Source organism: Emticicia sp., from assembly GCF_043780375.1.
In the GTDB taxonomy this organism is placed as follows: domain Bacteria; phylum Bacteroidota; class Bacteroidia; order Cytophagales; family Spirosomataceae; genus Emticicia.
On record NZ_JAYWCU010000115.1, the window covers coordinates 21,385 to 41,010 of the forward strand.

A 19,626-nucleotide genomic window follows, 5' to 3' on the forward strand; every position below is an offset into this window, starting at 1 on the left:
TCAGTTTGTTACAAGATTTTTACTAATTTCTTTCACAATTTTATCAGCTGTAATTGGCATTCCGTCATAATTCAAGACACGAATCAATTTTTTAGGATTGATTTCTAATTCATTGATAAGCAACGAACGCATTTGGGCATCACGGTTTTGCTCAATTACAAAAACAACTTCGTGGTCTTCGATGAATTGTTCTACATCTTTATTAAACGGAAAAGCTTTGAGTTGCATTGCATCAAGCACCACGTCTTGTTCACGCAATAAATCAATGGCTTCTTCTGACGAATAAGTTGAAGTTCCGAAGAAAATCACACCCATTGGGCTCATGTTTTTTTGTTGGTAAAAATGTGGTTTCGGCACAAGGTCTTTGGCTGTATCCCATTTTTTCTCCAAACGTTGCATGTTTTTTACATAAACTGCACTGTCTTCGGTATAAACAGCGTATTCATCACGAGAAGTACCACGAGTAAAGTACGAACCTTTGGTTGGGTGGGTGCCTGGGTAAGTTCTATACGGAATTCCATCGCCGTCAGAGTCTAAGTAACGTCCAAAACGCCCCATATTTTCTAAATCTTCGGCAGTATAAACTTTTCCTCGGTCATACATTCTACTTTCATCCCACTCAAAAGGCTCGCTCATGTGGTCGTTCATTCCTAAATCCAAATCTGTTAGCACGATGATTGGGGTTTGTAAACGTTCGGCTAAATCAAAAGCATCGGCTGTCAATTCAAAACAATCTTTTGGGTTGCTTGGAAACAACAAAACATGCTTGGTATCGCCATGAGAAGCATAAGCCGAAATGGTAATATCCGATTGTTGCGTACGTGTTGGCATACCTGTTGAAGGGCCGGTGCGTTGAACATCGATCAAAACTGCGGGAATTTCGGCAAAATAACCTAATCCTAAAAACTCATTCATCAACGAAACTCCCGGCCCACTTGTGGCAGTAAATGACCTCGCACCGTTCCAGTTTGCTCCAATAACCATTCCGATGGCTGCTAATTCATCTTCGGCTTGAACGATGGCAAAGTTTTTCTCGCCCGTTTCTTTGTTAGTACGGAATTTCTTGGCGTATTTTTCAAATTTCTCAACAACAGAAGTCGAAGGCGTAATCGGATACCAAGCGGCAACTGTTGCTCCTGCAAAAACTGCTCCTAAACCACAAGCTCCGTTTCCGTCGAATAAGATTCTTTTGCCGACCAAATCACGTCTTTCTATGCGAATATCAAGTGGATATGCGAAATTTTCTTGTATATATTTAACACCTAATTGCAAAGCTTGCACGTTGGGGGCTACTAATTTTTCTTTTCCTTTAAACTGTTCGGCTAAGAGTTGTTCCAAAACTGCAAATTCAATATCTAAAAGAGCTGATAATGCTCCTACGTATATGATATTTTTGAATAATTGGCGTTGACGAGGGTCAGAATATTGTTCCATGCAAATACCCATCAACGGAATTCCGAGATAAGTTATGTCTTCACGAATGTATTCTTTGTGTAATGGTTTGGTGCTATCATATAGAAAATAACCTCCTGAACGCACATCTTGTATGTCTTTCAACATACTTTGTGGATTGACCGAAACCATCAAATCAATTCCTTCTCGTCGGCCTAAATAGCCTTTTTCACTTATCCTTACCTCATACCATGTTGGTAATCCTTGAATATTAGATGGAAAAATATTTTTAGGCGTAACCGGAATTCCCATCCTAAATATAGCTTTGGCAAACATACTATTTGCACTGGCAGAACCAGTTCCGTTAACGTTGGCAAAGCGTACTACAAAATCATTGACTTTTGTCATATCACTCTATCCCCAAAAAGGGAGTTTTTTATCGTTTATTTTTTTTGTTCTATGCCATAAGCTATATGCTTTAGGCGTTGAAAAATGTATTTTAGAAAGCTTTATAGCTTAATGATTAAAGCATATTGCAAACCTTAATGACTACACCCGTGATGAGCCTTCGTTGTGTTATAAAAAAACTTCTGCATATCCCAAGCAGAGGTTGGGCAACGTTCGGCACATAAACCACAGTGCAAACAAACATCTTCATCTTTCACCATCACTCGACCAGTCGCCGCTAAGGTATTTGACACCAAAAGGTCTTGGTCTAAGCGTAAAGATGGAGCCAACAAACGAGTACGAAGGTCTTCTTCAGTGCCATTTGTTGTAAATGTAATACACGATGTTGGACAAACATCCATACACGCATCGCACTCAATACAAAGATTTTCGGTGAAAACAGTTTGCACATCGCAGTTGAGACAACGTTCAGCTTCTTTGAAACCCACTAATTTATCAAAACCAAGCTCAACTTCTTTTTTACGGTCTTTGAGGGTCAGAGATTTATCATTTTGTGGTACGACAAAACGATTATCGTCTGCCACAATGCTATCGTAGCTCCATTCGTGGATGCCCATTTTTTGAGAAACCAAATTTGTAAATGGATTAGGACGCACATCAAGCGATTTTCTATTACAATACAAATCTATTGAAACAGCAGCCGAGTGACCTTGTGCTACGGCAGTAATTACATTTTTAGGGCCAAGAGCAGCATCACCACCAAAGAAAACTTTCTCGTTGGTTGATTGGAAAGTAAGACTATTTACAGAGGGCATTTCCCATTTATCAAACTCGATTCCTAAATCACGCTCAATCCACGGAAAATAATTTTCTTGCCCAATCGCTACCAAAACATCATCAGCTTCGATGAAAACGTGCGGTTCGTTCATAGAAACGAGTGAACGCTTACCTTTTTCGTCATAAATAGCATGAACTTTCTCGAAAGTCATTCCTTTTAATTGACCATTTTCTGCAACAAATGAGATAGGCACATGATTGTCCAAAATCGGAATATCTTCGTGCATGGCATCTTCTTTTTCCCAAGGTGAAGCACGCATTTCAGAAAACGGACTACGTACAACTACTCTTACTTCTTCGCCACCCAAACGACGAGAAGTACGGCAGCAGTCCATTGCAGTATTTCCACCACCCAAAACGATAACTTTTTTACCGATTTTGGCTGTATGCTCAAAAGCAACACTTGCGAGCCATTCGATACCAACGTGAATATTGGCAGCACCTTCGACACGGCCTGGGAGATTCGATAAATCACGTCCACGAGGAGCTCCAGTTCCTACAAAAACAGCATCATAATTTTCATCCAAAACTTTTTTCAAACTCGAAACATAAGTTTTGAAATGTTTGTGAATGCCCATATCGAGAATATTATTCACTTCTTCGTCTAAAACTGTTTCGGGTAAACGGAAAGATGGAATTTGACTACGCATCATACCGCCACCTTTGATTTGCTCATCAAAAATATGGATTTCGTAGCCCAAAGGAGCTAAATCACGAGCAACAGTAAGCGACGCAGGCCCAGCACCAATCAATGCAATACGTTTTCCATTACCTTTTTCGGGAGCTTTCGGAAGTAAATGTTTAATATCACCTTTGTTGTCGGCGGCTACTCGTTTGAGGCGACAAATGGCCACAGGCTCTTCGTCCACACGACCACGGCGGCAAGCTGGTTCGCAGGGTCTATCGCAAGTACGACCTAAAACGCCAGGAAAAACATTTGATTCCCAGTTGACCATATATGCTTCCGTATATTTTTCGGCTGCAATGAGTCTGATATACTCAGGTACGGGCGTATGAGCAGGGCAAGCATACTGACAATCTACGACCTTATGATAATATTCGGGGTCGTGTACATTAGTTGGTTCCAATGGATGAATAGTTTTAAATTGAAATCGTAGGTAAAACTACTTAATTTTAAAAAGCAACACCAAATAATGTTTTGTAAAACATTAATAATGGCAATGATTATATGATTTTTTGTTAATTTAATACAAGTTCTACATCTGCTTCAACTCACTTACCAATTTTGATAAAACTCCTTTGGCATCGCCAAAAAGCATACTTGTTTTTGGTTGGTAAAAAAGAAGGTTGTCAATTCCTGCATAACCAGCATTCATGCTTCTCTTATTGACGATGATATTTTTGGCATTTTCTACATCCAAAATTGGCATGCCGAAAATGGGTGAAGATGGGTCAGTCTTGGCGGCTGGATTTACCACGTCATTTGCTCCGACAACTAAAACTACGTCAGTATTGGCAAATTGAGGGTTTATCTCTTCCATTTCAATCAATTTATCGTAGGAAACATTACTTTCTGCCAAAAGTACATTCATGTGGCCCGGCATTCGACCCGCTACGGGATGAATGGCATAAACTACTTCAACGCCACGTTCTTCCAATAGAAGTTCTAATTCATGAATCACGTGTTGGGCTTGAGCAACGGCCAATCCATAACCTGGTACAATGACTACTTTTTTGGCATAATTCATCAATATAGCTGTATCTGAAATAGAAATATCTTTGATACTGCCATTTATATCTGCTACTGCACCTGTGGAAGCCCCACCACCAAATGCTCCGAAAATTACGTTACTCAATGGGCGATTCATAGCTTTGCACATCGCTAAAGTCAATATTGTTCCTGCCGAACCAACCAAAATTCCACCCGTAAGCATGACTTGGTTTTGGTATAAAAAACCACCAAAAGCGGCTGCTAAACCAGTAAATGAATTGAGTAAAGAAATAACCACGGGCATATCGGCTCCACCAATCGGAATAACAAACAAAACACCGTAAATCAAGGCAAAAATAAATAGTAAAACTACTAAAAAAAGATGTTCAGGTTGTGCGTAAACAATATATGCTCCGAATAAAATGAGGGCAATCATTACGACCGTATTCAGAATATTGTACGAAGGAATTCTGATTGGTTTTTTCATTGTTTCATTGAGTTTCAGGAAAGCAATTACGCTTCCGCTGAATGAAACCGAACCAATGATAAGACCTGCAATAATTGTTGATAAAGCACCAATTTTGCCCAAGTTATGTTCATATTCCATTAAACCAATGATGGCGGCACAAGCCCCACCCATTCCGTTGAAAAGCGAAACTAATTCGGGCATTTTGGTCATTTGTACTCGACTTGCAGTAAGCCAACCAGCCACAGTTCCAACTACAATTGCTGCTAAAATCAAAATGATTTTGATTGGCTCACGAGTGGTATAACCATCTGCATGATTGTACAACATGATAGTGCCTACAATTGCCAAAGCCATACCAAAAGCTGCGTAGAGATTGCCTTTACGAGCCGTATCAGGATGACTCAACATCTTTAAACCAAGCACAAAAGTTACCGACGCAATTAAATAAATAATATCAAGAATATATTTTACTTCCATGAGGTCTATTTTTTCTTTTTAAACATTTCTAACATTCTATCAGTAACCGCAAAGCCACCGACTACATTAAGCGTGCCAAACACAACTGCCACGAAACCAAGAGCCAACGCCAAAATGTTTTCGGCTGGAGTATTGAGCATGACAATAATTGCTCCTACAATCACAACGCCGTGAATGGCATTTGCTCCACTCATAAGGGGTGTATGCAGTACGGCAGGTACTTTTCCTATAACTTCAACGCCTACGAAAATAGACAATATGATGATGTATATCATCTGAATATTTTCGCCGAGGAAGCCAACAATTTCGTTTAACATAATCTGAATTTACGATTTACGATTTTTGATTTACTATTTTTTTTGGTCGATGAAATTATGATTACGATTTTGAAACATAAAGATTTACCTGTTTTTAATCGAAAATTTTAGCAATTAGCAAATTTTTCCTTCATGCACAATCAGCGAACCTTTGGTAATTTCTTCTTCCATTTCCCATTTAAAACCTTCTTTTGTTGCCAAATGGAGTAAGAAAGTGGAAATATTTTTGGCATAAAGTTCGCTGGCGTTGAGTGGAAGCATTGAAGGAATATTTGCTTCTCCAACAATGGTTACACCGTGCTTTTCTACGGTTTTTCCAAATTCGCTGCAAGCACAATTTCCTCCTTGTTCAACAGCCATATCAACTATTACTGAACCCAATTTCATGTTTTTTACGACATCTTCAGGAATCAGCATTGGAGCTTTTTTTCCTGGAATCAAGGCCGTTGTGATTACCAAATCTGCTTCACAAATATGTTTGGCAATAACTTCTTGTTGCTTTTTCAAAAACTCCTCCGAAACACCTTTCACATAACCGCCCTCAATTTTTATAGAATTATCGCCTTTAACTTCGATAAACTTTCCACCCAACGATTCTACTTGTTCTTTGGTTTCAGGGCGAATGTCGCTTACCTCAACTACCGCACCGAGGCGTTTTGCGGTTGCAATGGCTTGTAAACCTGCTACGCCAGCACCCATAACAACAACTTTTGCAGGTTTTATTGTACCGGCGGCTGTCATTAATAGAGGAAAAATTTTGCCCAGATGATACGCACCAATAATGACTGATTTATAACCAGCCAAATTTGCTTGCGAACTCAAAGCATCCATTTTTTGGGCACGTGAAATACGAGGAATGGCATCAACCGAAAATGCCGAAATACCTTGCGTTGCACAAGCATCAACCATGTCACGATTGGTAGAGGCATACATGAATGAAATGGCAATTGCCTTTTTTTTCATGAAGCTAATTTCATCAATAGTGAGAGGGTTTACTTTCAAAACTACATCGGCAGAGGCGAGCAAAGCAGATTTATCATTTTGGATAATTGCTCCCACAGCAGTGTAGGCAGCATCTTCAAAAAAAGAGGAGATTCCAGCATCCTTTTCTACGTTACATTCAAATCCTGCGTGGATAAGTTGTTTACATACTTCGGGGGAAAGTGCAACTCGGCGTTCAAATGGTTTGGTTTCCTTAATTATAGCTAATTTCACAGTATCAATAAACTTATTTTTTAGTGGCACGAATGTAGAAAATATTCAATTATTTATCAATTTATTTATAAATTAATTTAAAAAGTAAACATGAATAGTAAATATTATTCGTGTTTGGGGTACAATTGGTGACATAAATGAAGGGCATTACTGCTTAACCTTGATACAAGGATGTTTAATGTTATAAAAATCAGATTTTCATTTTCTAATTTTCAATGCCGATTTTTGACTTTTCGTACTAAATATTTTGTTTTTGAAGATGAAAATATGATGCTTTACTTAAAATAACCATTAGACTTGTTGCACTGGGAGTTTCGATTTATAAAAAAAGGCTATTTTTGATTGACAAAGGAAATTTGAAATGGGCTAATTACCTCTATTCTTATAATAATAAAGGAATTGTTCGTGAACGATTATGGATAAGTACAAAGTCGGGCGAAGTGAGAACTTGTACCTCCTGTCATTGCGAAAGTACCTTAAATCAAGCTGGGCAAACTTCGCCAACTAATGCACCGCAAGCATTGACAACCTTGTTAAATCATGTAAAAATCATTGACAGTGATGGTATAAAAGATATTTATGATGCTTTTCCTAATGATGCTGCTACAACGATTAGTACTCAAAATGGCATTCCAACAAGAGTTTTTGCTGGAACAACCGTAACTTTTAACGGTGGAAGTTCGGTAACATTACAAACGGGTTTTGAAGCTCAAAATGGCAGTGTTTTTAAGGCTTATATTGGTGGTTGTGGGTATTAAAAAGATTCAGGTTCGTAATCAAGAGGCAAAAATTCTCCCATTTTTTCATAGCCCCATCTTCCTTCAAACAAAACAGCCAATGGATTTACTAAATGCCCATTTGGTTCAATTAGCGTATGAGGCTCTAAAAGAGTCAGAATAGATTCTTGTGAAGCATCTTTTTTTCCTAAATCGGCAAATTGAGGCTCTTCAAACTCTCTGTCGAAATATATATACAAGTATTGCTCAAAATTTAGATAAGGTTGTTGCTCTCGTACTTCAAAAATGCAATTTTCGTCTAAGGGTAATCTCCGTAAATACTGTACGTAGGAAGCACTTTTAGAATTCGGCACTTTGTGAAGCCAAAAATCTGCTCCTAATATTATATCTGTCGAATCTATTTCTTTTTTTGCTTTGGATGCATACTGAAGAATATTTCCCAAACTATCTTTTAGTTCGGGAATTACAGGAACCATAAAAAAACGTTTTTCCTCTTTAAGTAAGGTATAAGCTGTAAATCCAGCATTAGATAAATTATGGTTTATAAGCGACTTGAAAAAATGCTGTGAAGAACCAAAATAGGCTTTTTCTCTATTTTCATACCAAGTTTTCTGTCTCTTTTCATTTTTAGTTGTCATTTCTTGAAAGAATGGATAACCATAAAACGAAACATAGTGCTTTTGGAAATTATACTTAAATTCTTCTAAATCGTATTTGATTGTATATCCCAACGCCTTATTTTCTATTTCCAGAGGTTCATCTGCATTGATGGTTAGCTCTGTACCATTATCACTCATCGAAAACCAAAGAACTTTTGGGTTTTTCAAGATGCATGATTCCGAAAACTCAGTTTTTCCAATAAAATGCTCTTTAAATAATGGATAATATTTCTCAAAACCATTCCTCAATCTTTTAATCGTTATGCCTTGTAAAGCAATTGCATCGGGCGTTAATAGTATTAGTAATGGTTTTTTGAGCGTATCTGCCTTGATTTTAATAGAAAGTGTTTCGTAACCAATAAAACTAACGACCAAATCTTGTACGCCAGCAGGTACATTCGTAAGTTTAAATCTTCCTTTGTCATCTGTTTGTTGGCCTTTAGTGGTATTGCTAATAAACACATTTGCAAAGATTAAGGGTTTTCTATCATCATTTCCTATTACTCTGCCTTCAATATTTCTTTGGCAAAATACTGATAATGGACAACAAAAATAAATAAATATAATTTGCCTAAAACACATACTAAATCAATAAAATCGGACAAGAATTCTAATTATCCTACAAGTTAATCATTATTTAATTATACCTTTTGCAGTATTAGATTAAAATTACGAATACCAGATTTTCCTAAAATAATAGACTATTAAAAATTTCATTGTTTGATATTATTAAAGTTTTTCACAAATTGCTATAAAATCTAAAATCATGGAAGAACAAAGAAAAATTACTAAAAAGTATTCAAATGGTGAGGTTACAGTTGTTTGGCAGCCGCATTTGTGTATTCATTCTACAATATGTTTTCGAGGGTTACCCAATGTTTTTGACCCTCGTAAACGACCATGGATTACACCAGAAAATGCTGATAGCGAGGTAATTATGAAGCAAATTGATAGCTGCCCATCGGGAGCTTTAACTTATATGAGAGCTAATATAGATCAAGAAAACGCCATAATTGACAACGAAACAATAGTAGAAACAACTCAAAATGGGCCATTATTGGTTTATGGCAATATTTCTATCAAAGATTCGTCAGGAAACCTTACAAAAAAACACAAGGTTACTGCCTTGTGTCGTTGTGGTGCTTCCAAAAACAAACCTTTCTGTGATGGGTCACACCTGAATGTTAATTTCGAAGGATAATTAATTTCCCCATTTTGTATTTATATAAAAAGCGTAGGATTTATGAAGTCCTACGCTTTTTATATGATCTTTGAACTTGCTGTCCATTGACTTTCTATAAGGCTAATTTCTCTTCGGCGAGTTTCCTTTTTTCCTCTCTTGCCGAAATAAAAATACTTACTTCGTACAAAATATATAACGGAATCGCAACCAATATCTGACTTGTTACATCAGGTGATGGCGTGATGACTGCCGCTACAACCAAAATAACCACAATGGCATGTTTGCGATAAGTACGCATGAACTGTGGCCCAATTACACCAATTTTTGTTAAAACAAAAATTGCAACTGGTAACTGAAACGCTATGCCACAAGCAAGGGTGAGCGTTGCTAAAAGCGATATATAAGAACCAATATCAAACTGATTTTCGATACTTTTACTAATCTGGAAATTAACTAAAAAGTTTATTGCCATAGGCGAAACAATGTAATAACCAAAAAAGACTCCCGAGAAGAACAATAAAGTTACATAAAATACTGCTCCTCGAGCCGATTTGCTTTCAGTTGGCTTCAAGCCGGGTTTCACGAACCGCCATATTTCCCAAAAAACATAAGGAAACGCAAACACCAAACCAATGATAGCTGCCGAAGTAAAGGCCATTACAAATTGCCCCGAAACCTCTCGGCTCATTAGGCTGAACTGCAATTTTTCTACGCAAAGTCCAGGGGAGTGAACAATTTCTCCCAATTTGCACAACATCCGATAAGTCCAAAAATCGGTTTTTGATGGACCTAAAATGACATTTTCATAAATTTCTTCGATATAAATAAAAGCAAAAATCATAAAGAAAACAATTGCTCCTGCCGCACGAATCAAGTGCCAACGTAGTTCTTCGAGATGGTCAAGAAATCCCATTTCTTTACCTTCTGATTCCTTCTCGTCGTCGTCGTAATCAAAATAGGGTGTTTGGTCTAAAGACATTTTTATAGTTATGAAGAATATATAATGTTGTTGGTAAAATAGCTTTTTTGCCAACAACACTAAAATTTATTTTTTTGTCGAATCAGCAGCTACTTTTACTTTACCTGATTTTTTATCATCAGCGTATTTTTTATTCAATCCTTCTAACACAGACTTTGTAATATCCAAATCTTCTTTGGCATATAGCACACCGCCACCTTTCGAGTAGCCAATTACCATGTCAAATTTATCACCCGCATTGAATTCTTTCAAGTACGCTTGAATATTATTCAAAATATCTTCTGTTTTCTTGGCATCTTCTTTAGCTAAATCTTGTGCAGACTTATCACGGAATGCCATGATTGCTTGTTCTTCTTGTTGCAGCTGAGCTTGAGCAGTTTGACCTTGCTCTTGCGTCATACCGCCTTGCTGAACTTTTTGTTGGAAGAAAGTAACTTTATTTTGAAAGTTTTTAGCTTTGTTAGAAATATCAGTTTCTAAACGAAAACGTTTGTTTTCAGAAGATTTTACTACATCTTTATAATAATCATATTGATTTAATAACGTATCGGTATTAACATAAACAATACGACCAGCAACTTGCTTGCCCGATGTCGAAGTCGTGGCTGATTTATCACAACCCCAAATAATTACTGAAAGTAAAAGAACTACAATTGAAAGATTTTTCATGCGAAAATGAATTATTGAATAAGCTATGGTGAGAATTACTTTAAACATTCGCACTTGAAAGCTATTCTTTAGCGTTTTTTTAGAATTTTTTGAAAAAATTAGAGTGCAAATATAAAAGAATCCCTCCGAAAAGGAGGGATTTATATAGGTTTTATTTGAGTAATTGTCTAAAATGATAGCCAGCTGTAGCCGAAAGCCCTGCTACTTGTGAACCAATGATAGCCATGATAACAAAAAAAGTAATAGTTAATGGCATATTTTTTAGAAATTTAAGACTTTCGGCAAATAAACTTCCGATTTTTTCGAGCATAATTCCGCCAGTAGTCATATTGAGGTAAGTGGCATAAACTATCCAAATCGTGGCGATAGCACAAGCTGCTGCCACATAAGCTCCTTTTCCAGATTCAGATCGCCAAGCACCCACAGCAAACGAAATAGGAGCAATTATCCACCAAGGGAAAAAGCATTGTGCAATAGCACTGACTATTAGTATGATTATATAATTCATCTTATTTTTATTCTGAGTTTTTTAGGTAGAACTAAATTGTTATTTTTTTGAAATCTTCATTGTTGCCAAAACTTTACTGCTTTTTTCGTCTTTCGATTTCATAAAAAACAGTTCGTTTAATTCACCTTTTGCCCATTTATCTATCATATTGTCATAAAATGGACTTGATGGATTGCCCGACTGACCACCGGGATATAGCCCATAAGCCTTTGGCCAGCCTTTATCGAGCTGTACAATCATTCTCCAAGATGGCCCGTTTTGTTCAGTTGTAGCATTAACAATGCCAGCACCGCCACCATTAGGAATATCTTGTCGTCCAAAACCTGAAAGTCTGCCCAAGTGATTAATATCAGTGCTTTTTACATTTGTCCAAGCCCAAGTTGTTGCGTTCATTGGCCCAAGTTTCGCTCTCAAAGAATCAATAGTTGCCTTGAAACTATTTTTTATAATGTCTTGCATCGTTTCTTGTTTATCTTTGGTTGTTATATTATCAAACCATTTGGCCGTTGGTTGTTTTTCTATCATTACCCAAGTACGGTCACGGGCTGGGTAAAGCATGGGCGATTTGTCGCCTTGAGGCGAAAATTCATCATTCCAAATAGCAAACCGAAGTTCACGTACCCAACGTTCATAAATTGTTGCACCGATTTCGGTAGGGTCGTTTTTTAAATTCCATTTTGCCAAAACTTGGTAAGCAGAATTGGCTTTGTTTGACGAATCGGTATTTAAAATTGTCATTAATAGAGGCAAAACTCTACGAGCTTCTACATTAAAATTGTCATTTTGCATCAACCGTAAACTATCAACAGTGGCTTTTTCCATTTTGGTCAACCGCTCGTTGATACGAATAGCTCGCTCGCTCGGAGCAAATTTCCAACCCAAATAATAAGGATATGTGGGGTCGGTAGAAAACTGGTTCGCCGAACTCACAAACCCCCTAACAGGATTTTTTACGATTGGGTTTTGGTCTGCTGGAATCCAACCTTGCCAATCGTGGGCAGGATTTGAGCCATCCATGATAAATTTACCTTGTTCTTTCCATTTCAGAGGCAACTTTCCGTTTGGCGTAATCGCAATGTCATTTTGATTACTGGCAAAAATAAAATTTTGAGCAGGAGCAATGTAATAAGTGAGAGCTTTGCGGTAATCATCATAGTTTTTTGCTCGATTGAGGTAATAAAAAGCCATTAAATCAGTACCTTCTGCTTCATTAGCAACCCAACGCATGGCATGACCGACTAGGGCATTTTTGCCATAATTTTTCTCAGAAGCTACATTATAAACAATTGGACCGTGATGCGTGCTGTACACAGTGTCTTTCAAAGACTCTTTTTTGCCTTTTATGACAAATTCTTCCACACGCATCGTTGTTGGTTTCCATGCACCATTGTACCAATATTCTTTTTTGGTTTTATCTTTAAATTTTATTTGATAAAAATCCATGACATCGGAGCCAACGTTAGTTACGCCCCAAGCTACGTCTTTATTAAATCCAATAACCACTCCTGGTGCTCCAGGCAAACATGCACCATACACATTCATGGTTGGTGTGCATAATTGCATTTGGTACCAAATTGAAGGCAATGTTAATTGCAAATGAGGGTCATTTTCTAAAATTGGCAAACCTGTTGCCGATTTCTCACCTCCCACAGCCCAGTTATTACTGCCAATTTCGGGCGAAGGTGAAGGAATGCGGAATGCCGCCCGATCAAAAGCCAGTGCATCGCTCGAAGCTTTTGCAGCAATTTCAGTAGGAACTGGCGGCACAGGCAAAGGTGTAAAATCCCATTTTGTACCCTCAGGAATAATCGGCGATTCGTTGGTAGGATAATCAGGATACAAATCATTCACCACATCAATGCCATATTTTGCTAAAATATTACTCATTCGGTAGTCATCACTACCGCCATTGAGAACGTTTCGCATATTCATCATCATCAAAATTGTTTTGTATGGCGACCATTCTTCCGGCTTATATCCTATGATTTTATACTCAACAGGAAGATCTTTATACTTCAATTGTTTGATATAAGCATTGACCCCAGCCGCATAAGAATTGAGCACATCATTAAAAATTGCATTTTTTCGGCCATTTTCATACACTTTTTTAGCAGCATTGGCCATACCTATTCGGCGGTTATAGCGGTCAAGTTCCAAGGCACGCTCGCCAACAATTTCGCTAAGTCGGCCTGAAGCAGCTAATATATAAAACTCCATTTGCCACAAGCGGTCACGGGCAACGAGATAGCCTTGAGCAAAATACAAGTCATTGTCATTTTTGGCAAAAATATGAGGTACACGGTTATCGTCGAAAACGACATCGACCTCATCTTTTACACCGTTTAATTTTAAATGAGTAGGAGGTAAGGCAAGTTTTGCTTCGCCATTTTGCCAAAAACCTTCAAAAGGGCTAAACAATTGCCCAAGTGCGGGGGTCGCTCCCATAGGTCGGCTTAAGAAATAAGTCAAGCCAACAGCAGCTATTAGACTCAAAATAAATTTTACAAATTTCATTAGTTTTGGGTTAGATGTTTGAAGTATTATTGTTGCGAAAGTAGAAAAAAAGAATGAATATTTTACTTTCTTGTGAGTTTTTAGGACTTTTTTGTGAAAATTTAATGTTGTTACTGAAAAATAATATAAAGAATGAATAAAATACTTTTTTTGATTTTACTTATGTTTTCTTCGAAAGTTATGCACGCCCAAATACAAAGTAAATCTTTTGATAGTTTACTTCACATAATGGTCACAAAAGCAGTTCCGACTGTTGGTTGTGAAGACCTAAAGAAAATGAAAAATGTAGTGTTACTTGATACCCGTGAAAGGAGAGAATATGAAGTAAGTCATTTGAAAAATGCCCAATGGGTAGGTTTCGAGAAATTTGATTTGAAAAATGTAGCCACTATTCCAAAAGATGCTAATATTGTAGTTTACTGTTCGATTGGCGTACGAAGTGGCAAAATTGGCGAAAAACTCATGCAAGCAGGCTTTACGAATGTCCATAATTTTTATGGAAGTATTTTTGAATGGGTCAATCAGGGAAACCCAGTTTACGACATGGCAGGCAAACAAACTAACAAAATTCACGGCTACAACTGGAAGTGGGGCATTTGGTGCAATAAGTGCGAGAAGGTTTATGAGTGAAAAGTTATTCCACAAAAAATCCCCAACGTTTTTCAACATTGGGGGTTTTCTTATTTTCAGAGCTTAAAATTAAGCCTCTACTTCTGGAGTAACTGCCGTTTCTGCAACTGGAGCTATAACTTCTTCAACAACTGCCTCTTCTGCTGCGGCCTCTTCAATTGCTGCAACTACTGCTGCCGCTGCTGGAGTAGCTTTTGCTGCTGCTTTTGCTTCACGAGCCTCACGTGCTTCATCAACAGCACGTTTTGCATCCTCTTCTTCTTGCAATGCTGCGTTGTCTTTATCAACTTTACGCTCCATCAAGCCTTCTTCGATTGCTTTTCCTAATGCCAAAGTAATCAACGATACTGATTTGTAAGCATCATCATTTGCTGGAATTGGATACTCAACTTTTTCAGGATTTGAGTTTGTATCGCACATCGCAATTACTGGAATACCTAAACGGTGTGCTTCCGATACTGCAAGGTGTTCACGCTTTACGTCCACAACAAACAAGGCTGCTGGAAGTCTCGACAAATCTGCTACACCGCCCAACAATCTTTCTAACTTGATACGCTCACGGTCTAATGTCAAACGCTCACGTTTTGCAATGTTTTTTGCAGTCGATTCGTCTTTCAACATACGTTCAACAGTTTGCAATTTTTTCAAAGATTTTTTGATTGTTGCAAAGTTTGTAAGCATACCACCTAACCAACGCTCTGTAACGTAAGGCATTTTCAAGCGACGTGCTTCTTCAGCAACGATTTCTTGAGCTTGCTTCTTAGTAGCTACAAACATGATTTTACGTCCTGAACGAACGATTCCTTTTACAACTTCTTGAGCGTCTTCTAAACAAGCAAGTGTTTTATTAAGGTCAATGATATGGATACCGTTTTTCTCCATGAAGATATACGGTGCCATTTTAGGATCCCATTTGCGGGTAAGGTGACCGAAGTGTACACCAGCATCCAATAACTCTTTGTATTCTAATTGTGCCATTTGACTAAAAATTAGTAAAGATGTAAATAAAAATTAAACTACGCAGCACAGCACACCGGACACGATAAGTGCTGTCTGGACTATAATGGATTTACGAATTACGAGGTAAGATTTACGAATAAGAAACTCGTAAATTGTAATCGCAACGATTACCGTTCGTAATTCGTAAATAATATTAACGTTTCGAGAATTGGAATTTCTTACGTGCTTTCTTACGACCTGGTTTTTTACGTTCAACCATACGTGCATCACGAGTTAGGAATCCTTCTTTTTTCAACGCTGGACGATTTTCTGCATTTGCTTCACACAAAGCACGAGAAACTGCCATACGAATAGCTTCCGCTTGTCCAGCAATTCCACCACCGTTTACATTGATTTTTAAATCGTATTGACCAGCCGTACTTGTTGTAGTAAAGGGTTGGTTCAAGATAATTTGGAGAATTTCTGAAGGAAAATAGTCCTTCAATCCTTTTCCATTTATAGAAACTTCACCATTGCCTTGTTTCATATAGATACGGGCTACGGCTGTTTTTCTTCTACCTACTGCGTTGATAACTTGCATTTGTATATAGAATTTGAAAATATTCTGAATTAATAAAGAATTGTTTTCAGTTAGTAAGCTACGAGCATTTGAGTTAAAGAGATTTTAGAAATCTCATGTCTCATATCTCATATCTCAATATCTGAGAATTAAAGTTCAATCGTTTTTGGAGACTGAGCTGCATGAGGATGATTTGGACCTACGTAAACATACAAATTTGTATATAAACGACGTCCCAAAATTCCTTTAGGCAACATACCTTTTACGGCCATTTCTACCACACGACGACCATCTTTTGCCATCAACTCACGTGGAGTAGCAAAACGTTGTCCACCAGGGTGTCCTGTATGACGGGTATAAACTTTGTCAGTCATTTTCTTTCCTGTCAAACGGATTTTTTCAGCGTTGATAACAATTACGTTATCACCACAATCCACATGAGGGGTAAAGTTTGTTTTGGTTTTGCCACGAATCACATTTGCGATTTGGCTACACAAACGACCTAAAATTTTGTCGGTAGCATCAATAACTACCCATTCCTTATTAACGGTTTCGCTATTAGCAGAAATCGTTTTGTAACTTAGATGCTTCACAGTTTTAAATTTTTAAATGTTTGTACGTCGAAGCGTTGGCACGCCGCAACGTTTGAAAAAAGCGATTGTCATTAAGTTTCAATCTTCGTCCCCAAAAACTATAACTGAGTTTTAATGACTTTTTTCGAGAAGTTATGAGGTGTTGAAACAACACTTGGCTTACTCCGGAAACAGCTCGCCTCCCTAACTTGCAACCTCCCTCGAACAAACGGGCTACGCTACGAGGGGTATATTTTGGGGCTGCAAAATTATAAATTTCTTTTGATAAAAGCAAAATCTTGCGAATTAATTTAATGTAAGTTAGTTGATATGAAGATAAGGACGTAATTTTGTAGCTACTAACCTAAGTTTATGATGTCTAAAAAAAATTGTTAGACTTAAATCTACTCTCAAATGATGAAAAAATATTATTTGTTATCGTTTTTCATTTCATTGTCCCAAATTTTGGTTGCTCAATGGAAAACCAATGATACTACGCCTGTTTTAGTGAGTGCTGCTTCAAACTTTCAGTATGCTGTGCTTTATTCGATTGATGATGACGGAAACAGCTTTTATGTTTGGGCCGATTATCGCAATGATAACATTGAACTTTATGCCCAAAAGTTAAATACTAAAGGCATACCACAATGGACAAAAGACGGACTACGAATTGGAAAAATTTTAGATAAAAATATGTTTATCTATACGCCAAAGCTTATCAAACCCGATGGTAAAGGTGGAGCATATATTGCATGGCATCGCTTGATTGATGTAAATAAAGTAGAAAGAAGAAACTTATATGCCCAATATGTGTCGAGTGATGGAAAAGCTCAGTGGACTGCCGATGGTATAAAAGTTACAGACCAAGAGCTAACGAGCTATGACCCAAATGACGGCGTAATAGAGTTAAATGACCTTAAAAATGATAAATTATTATTCACTTTCAATAATTATAATAGTTCTTCTACGGCAAATATAGTTTATACCAAAAAGCTGAATTATGCAGGAACGACTGTGGAAGCTGAAACGAAATTATTAGAAGGAAAAGGTTTAGAAACGAAGGTTTTGTATGATGAAAAAAACAGCAAGTTTATTGCGTTGATTAAAGATGCAGCTACTGATTATTTGTTTCAAACTTTTGATGCTATCAATAAACCTTTGATTTTGGCGGCTCCGTTTTACCAAAACCCTTTTTCGGGTATTTCTCGAATAGATTTGTTTAAGATTGATAATGAAGGCAATGCGGTAGTTGGAAGAACACTTTCGGGAGACAATAAAAAGATTGTTGTTGCCCATAAAGTTAGTAAAGACGGAAAATCTATGTGGGGTAACAATGGAACAAATTTAGGTTCAAATACTACTTTTGATGTACAAGTTGTGCCAACAAGCGATGGCGGTGGAATTGCAACTTGGCTTGAAACTGGCGATAAGTCAAGACCTTTTCAAGTAGCAAAATTGAAAGCAAATGGAGATATGCTTTGGAAAAACGATGTTTTTACACCAAAATCAGATAAATCGTACTTTTTGCCAAATAAATTAATTTCTGATGGAAATGAGGGCGTTTATACTTTATGGCTAAAACCTAAAGACATTGGCTATGATTTGACGATTCAACGCATTGACGCCAACGGGACTTTGAAATTTGGTGATGATGGACTTGCGTTCAAAGATTTTACTTTTTTTAGCGATTATCGCCTTATTCCATATCCTAAAGGTGGTGTGATTGTTTTGTATGGAGCAAATAAAGAATTGGAAGATGGGCGTGGTGGTTCGGTGGATTTGTTTACTAATTATGTTACAGAAGCAGGTAAATTAGGTTTTGAAACATTGCCAGTAATAACAGTGACCGCTAATGCTAACAATAACTATTGTGCAGGACAACCTTTTATGGTTTCGTTGACTACAACTGGTAGCACTTTTAATCTTGACAATAATTTCAGAATTTTGTTGTCCGATAAAAATGGTAGCTTTGATAAAGCCACTGAAATAGGAAAAGATGTCAGAAAAACAGTGAATGTGAAAACTACTCAAGATTTAGAAAAAGGAAATTATAAAATTAAGGTAGTTTCTACTTCGCCAATGGCTGAAAGTAGTAATGTTATTGATATTAAAATTGGTGATACAGAAGCTCCAACCATTACGTCTGATAGACTTTTGGTTTGTGCTGGTGGAACAGATAAAGTGTCATTTTCGTCAAAAAGTTGTCAAGATGGCGTTTTGAAATGGTCGAATTCTTCAACAGGAACAGCAATCACAACTGTTGTGAGCGAAAATACTACTTTTACTGCTGTTTGTATTATTGGAGGTTGTAAAGAAAGTACAGCCTCAAATTCGATTGCTATTCAGGCCAACAAAATACCCGTCACAGCCAGTAATTCTGGGCCCTATTTTGAAGGAGAAGTATTGAAATTGAGTAGTTCGGGCGGAACAAAATATGAATGGAGTGGCCCTAATAGTTTTTCTTCAACTATTCAAAATCCAACGGTTTTAAATGTTCCAATTAGTGCAGCAGGAACATATTCAGTTAAAGTTACCGATGCAAATTGCTCGGCAATTGCTCAAACAGTAGTGTTGGTCAACCCTATTTTAACAAATGAAATACCAACCGAAACCAATATTATGATTTATCCAAATCCTGTTAGTCAGCAAGTGATTATTTCGTTTGAAGCAGAAGCAAATAAGAACGTAAGTATCGCCGTAATTGATATAAAAGGAAGAATAGTTGAGCAACGAAAACTAAAATCTCAGGGTGGTTTACAGCAAGAAATGATGGATATTCAGCATTTTATTAGTGGACAGTATTTAATAAAAATAAACACTTCTACGCACGAAGTAGTTAAGAAGTTAGTGATTGAAAAGTAGTATCAAG

At 37.3% G+C, this 19,626-nt stretch carries 17 protein-coding genes; 4 read left to right on the forward strand and 13 right to left on the reverse strand.

The features are described from left to right. The 5 genes from ACH2CJ_RS08445 to ACH2CJ_RS08465 form a co-directional block, all read right to left on the reverse strand. Nucleotides 1-1,800 (reverse strand): 2-oxoacid:acceptor oxidoreductase subunit alpha, encoded by a 1,800-nt coding sequence (locus tag ACH2CJ_RS08445; protein WP_394992051.1) that lies wholly within the window; start codon nucleotides 1,798-1,800, stop codon nucleotides 1-3. Nucleotides 1,801-1,934: 134 nt separating this feature from the next. Next, nucleotides 1,935-3,725 (reverse strand): FAD-dependent oxidoreductase, encoded by a 1,791-nt coding sequence (locus ACH2CJ_RS08450; RefSeq protein WP_394992052.1) that lies wholly within the window; start codon nucleotides 3,723-3,725, stop codon nucleotides 1,935-1,937. Nucleotides 3,726-3,854: 129 nt separating this feature from the next. After that, the gene (locus tag ACH2CJ_RS08455) at nucleotides 3,855-5,255 is read right to left on the reverse strand and encodes an NAD(P)(+) transhydrogenase (Re/Si-specific) subunit beta (RefSeq protein WP_394992053.1); all 1,401 of its coding nucleotides are present in this window, start codon (nucleotides 5,253-5,255) and stop codon (nucleotides 3,855-3,857) included. Between the two features lie 5 nt (nucleotides 5,256-5,260). Next, nucleotides 5,261-5,572, reverse strand: coding sequence for an NAD(P) transhydrogenase subunit alpha (locus ACH2CJ_RS08460; protein WP_394992055.1), 312 nt, complete (start codon nucleotides 5,570-5,572; stop codon nucleotides 5,261-5,263). Between the two features lie 114 nt (nucleotides 5,573-5,686). Continuing rightward, nucleotides 5,687-6,787 carry a Re/Si-specific NAD(P)(+) transhydrogenase subunit alpha gene (locus ACH2CJ_RS08465; RefSeq protein ID WP_394992057.1) on the reverse strand — a complete coding sequence of 367 codons (1,101 nt, stop codon included), beginning with the start codon at nucleotides 6,785-6,787 and terminating at the stop codon, nucleotides 5,687-5,689. Nucleotides 6,788-7,125: 338 nt separating this feature from the next. On the opposite strand from ACH2CJ_RS08465, the gene ACH2CJ_RS08470 reads away from it, so the two are divergent. Further along, nucleotides 7,126-7,545: a 3-coathanger stack domain-containing protein gene (locus ACH2CJ_RS08470; RefSeq protein ID WP_394992058.1), complete on the forward strand. Its 420-nt coding sequence runs from the start codon at nucleotides 7,126-7,128 to the stop codon at nucleotides 7,543-7,545. On the opposite strand, the gene ACH2CJ_RS08475 is transcribed toward ACH2CJ_RS08470, so the two are convergent. After that, on the reverse strand, nucleotides 7,542-8,765 hold the full coding sequence (locus tag ACH2CJ_RS08475; protein ID WP_394992059.1) for a carboxypeptidase-like regulatory domain-containing protein: 1,224 nt from the start codon (nucleotides 8,763-8,765) through the stop codon (nucleotides 7,542-7,544). The two genes, ACH2CJ_RS08470 and ACH2CJ_RS08475, sit on opposite strands and share 4 nt — an antisense overlap. 184 nt (nucleotides 8,766-8,949) lie before the next feature. Here ACH2CJ_RS08475 and ACH2CJ_RS08480 point away from each other — a divergent pair, with 184 nt between their 5' ends. After that, a complete protein-coding gene (locus ACH2CJ_RS08480) occupies nucleotides 8,950-9,384 on the forward strand; it encodes a (4Fe-4S)-binding protein (RefSeq protein WP_394992060.1) in 435 nt (144 codons plus the stop codon). 94 nt (nucleotides 9,385-9,478) lie between these two features. Here the strand turns inward: ACH2CJ_RS08480 and tatC are convergent, their stop codons facing one another. From tatC to ACH2CJ_RS08500, 4 genes are all read right to left on the reverse strand, one after another. Further along, entirely contained in the window at nucleotides 9,479-10,345 is an 867-nt protein-coding gene (gene tatC, locus ACH2CJ_RS08485) for a twin-arginine translocase subunit TatC (protein WP_394992061.1), read from the reverse strand. A 66-nt stretch (nucleotides 10,346-10,411) separates the two neighbouring features. After that, nucleotides 10,412-11,014 carry an OmpH family outer membrane protein gene (locus ACH2CJ_RS08490; protein WP_394992063.1) on the reverse strand — a complete coding sequence of 201 codons (603 nt, stop codon included), beginning with the start codon at nucleotides 11,012-11,014 and terminating at the stop codon, nucleotides 10,412-10,414. A 151-nt stretch (nucleotides 11,015-11,165) separates the two neighbouring features. Further along, the gene (locus ACH2CJ_RS08495) at nucleotides 11,166-11,522 is read right to left on the reverse strand and encodes a hypothetical protein (protein ID WP_394992064.1); all 357 of its coding nucleotides are present in this window, start codon (nucleotides 11,520-11,522) and stop codon (nucleotides 11,166-11,168) included. Nucleotides 11,523-11,561: 39 nt separating this feature from the next. Beyond that, nucleotides 11,562-14,036, reverse strand: a complete 2,475-nt coding sequence (locus ACH2CJ_RS08500) for a penicillin acylase family protein (RefSeq protein WP_394992066.1) — start codon at nucleotides 14,034-14,036, stop codon at nucleotides 11,562-11,564. 132 nt (nucleotides 14,037-14,168) lie between these two features. Between ACH2CJ_RS08500 and ACH2CJ_RS08505 the strand changes: the two genes are divergently transcribed. Continuing rightward, nucleotides 14,169-14,666: a rhodanese-like domain-containing protein gene (locus ACH2CJ_RS08505; protein WP_394992067.1), complete on the forward strand. Its 498-nt coding sequence runs from the start codon at nucleotides 14,169-14,171 to the stop codon at nucleotides 14,664-14,666. 69 nt (nucleotides 14,667-14,735) lie between these two features. On the opposite strand, the gene rpsB is transcribed toward ACH2CJ_RS08505, so the two are convergent. The 3 genes from rpsB to rplM all read right to left on the reverse strand — a co-directional run bounded on the left by rpsB (nucleotide 14,736) and on the right by rplM (nucleotide 16,778). Continuing rightward, on the reverse strand, nucleotides 14,736-15,644 hold the full coding sequence (gene rpsB / locus ACH2CJ_RS08510) for a 30S ribosomal protein S2 (protein ID WP_394992069.1): 909 nt from the start codon (nucleotides 15,642-15,644) through the stop codon (nucleotides 14,736-14,738). Nucleotides 15,645-15,819: 175 nt separating this feature from the next. Next, nucleotides 15,820-16,206, reverse strand: coding sequence for a 30S ribosomal protein S9 (gene rpsI, locus ACH2CJ_RS08515; protein WP_394992070.1), 387 nt, complete (start codon nucleotides 16,204-16,206; stop codon nucleotides 15,820-15,822). 128 nt (nucleotides 16,207-16,334) lie between these two features. Beyond that, nucleotides 16,335-16,778, reverse strand: coding sequence for a 50S ribosomal protein L13 (gene rplM / locus ACH2CJ_RS08520; protein ID WP_394992072.1), 444 nt, complete (start codon nucleotides 16,776-16,778; stop codon nucleotides 16,335-16,337). Between the two features lie 393 nt (nucleotides 16,779-17,171). Between rplM and ACH2CJ_RS08525 the strand changes: the two genes are divergently transcribed. Further along, nucleotides 17,172-19,619, forward strand: coding sequence for a T9SS type A sorting domain-containing protein (locus ACH2CJ_RS08525; protein ID WP_394992074.1), 2,448 nt, complete (start codon nucleotides 17,172-17,174; stop codon nucleotides 19,617-19,619). Nucleotides 19,620-19,626 lie beyond the last annotated feature (7 nt).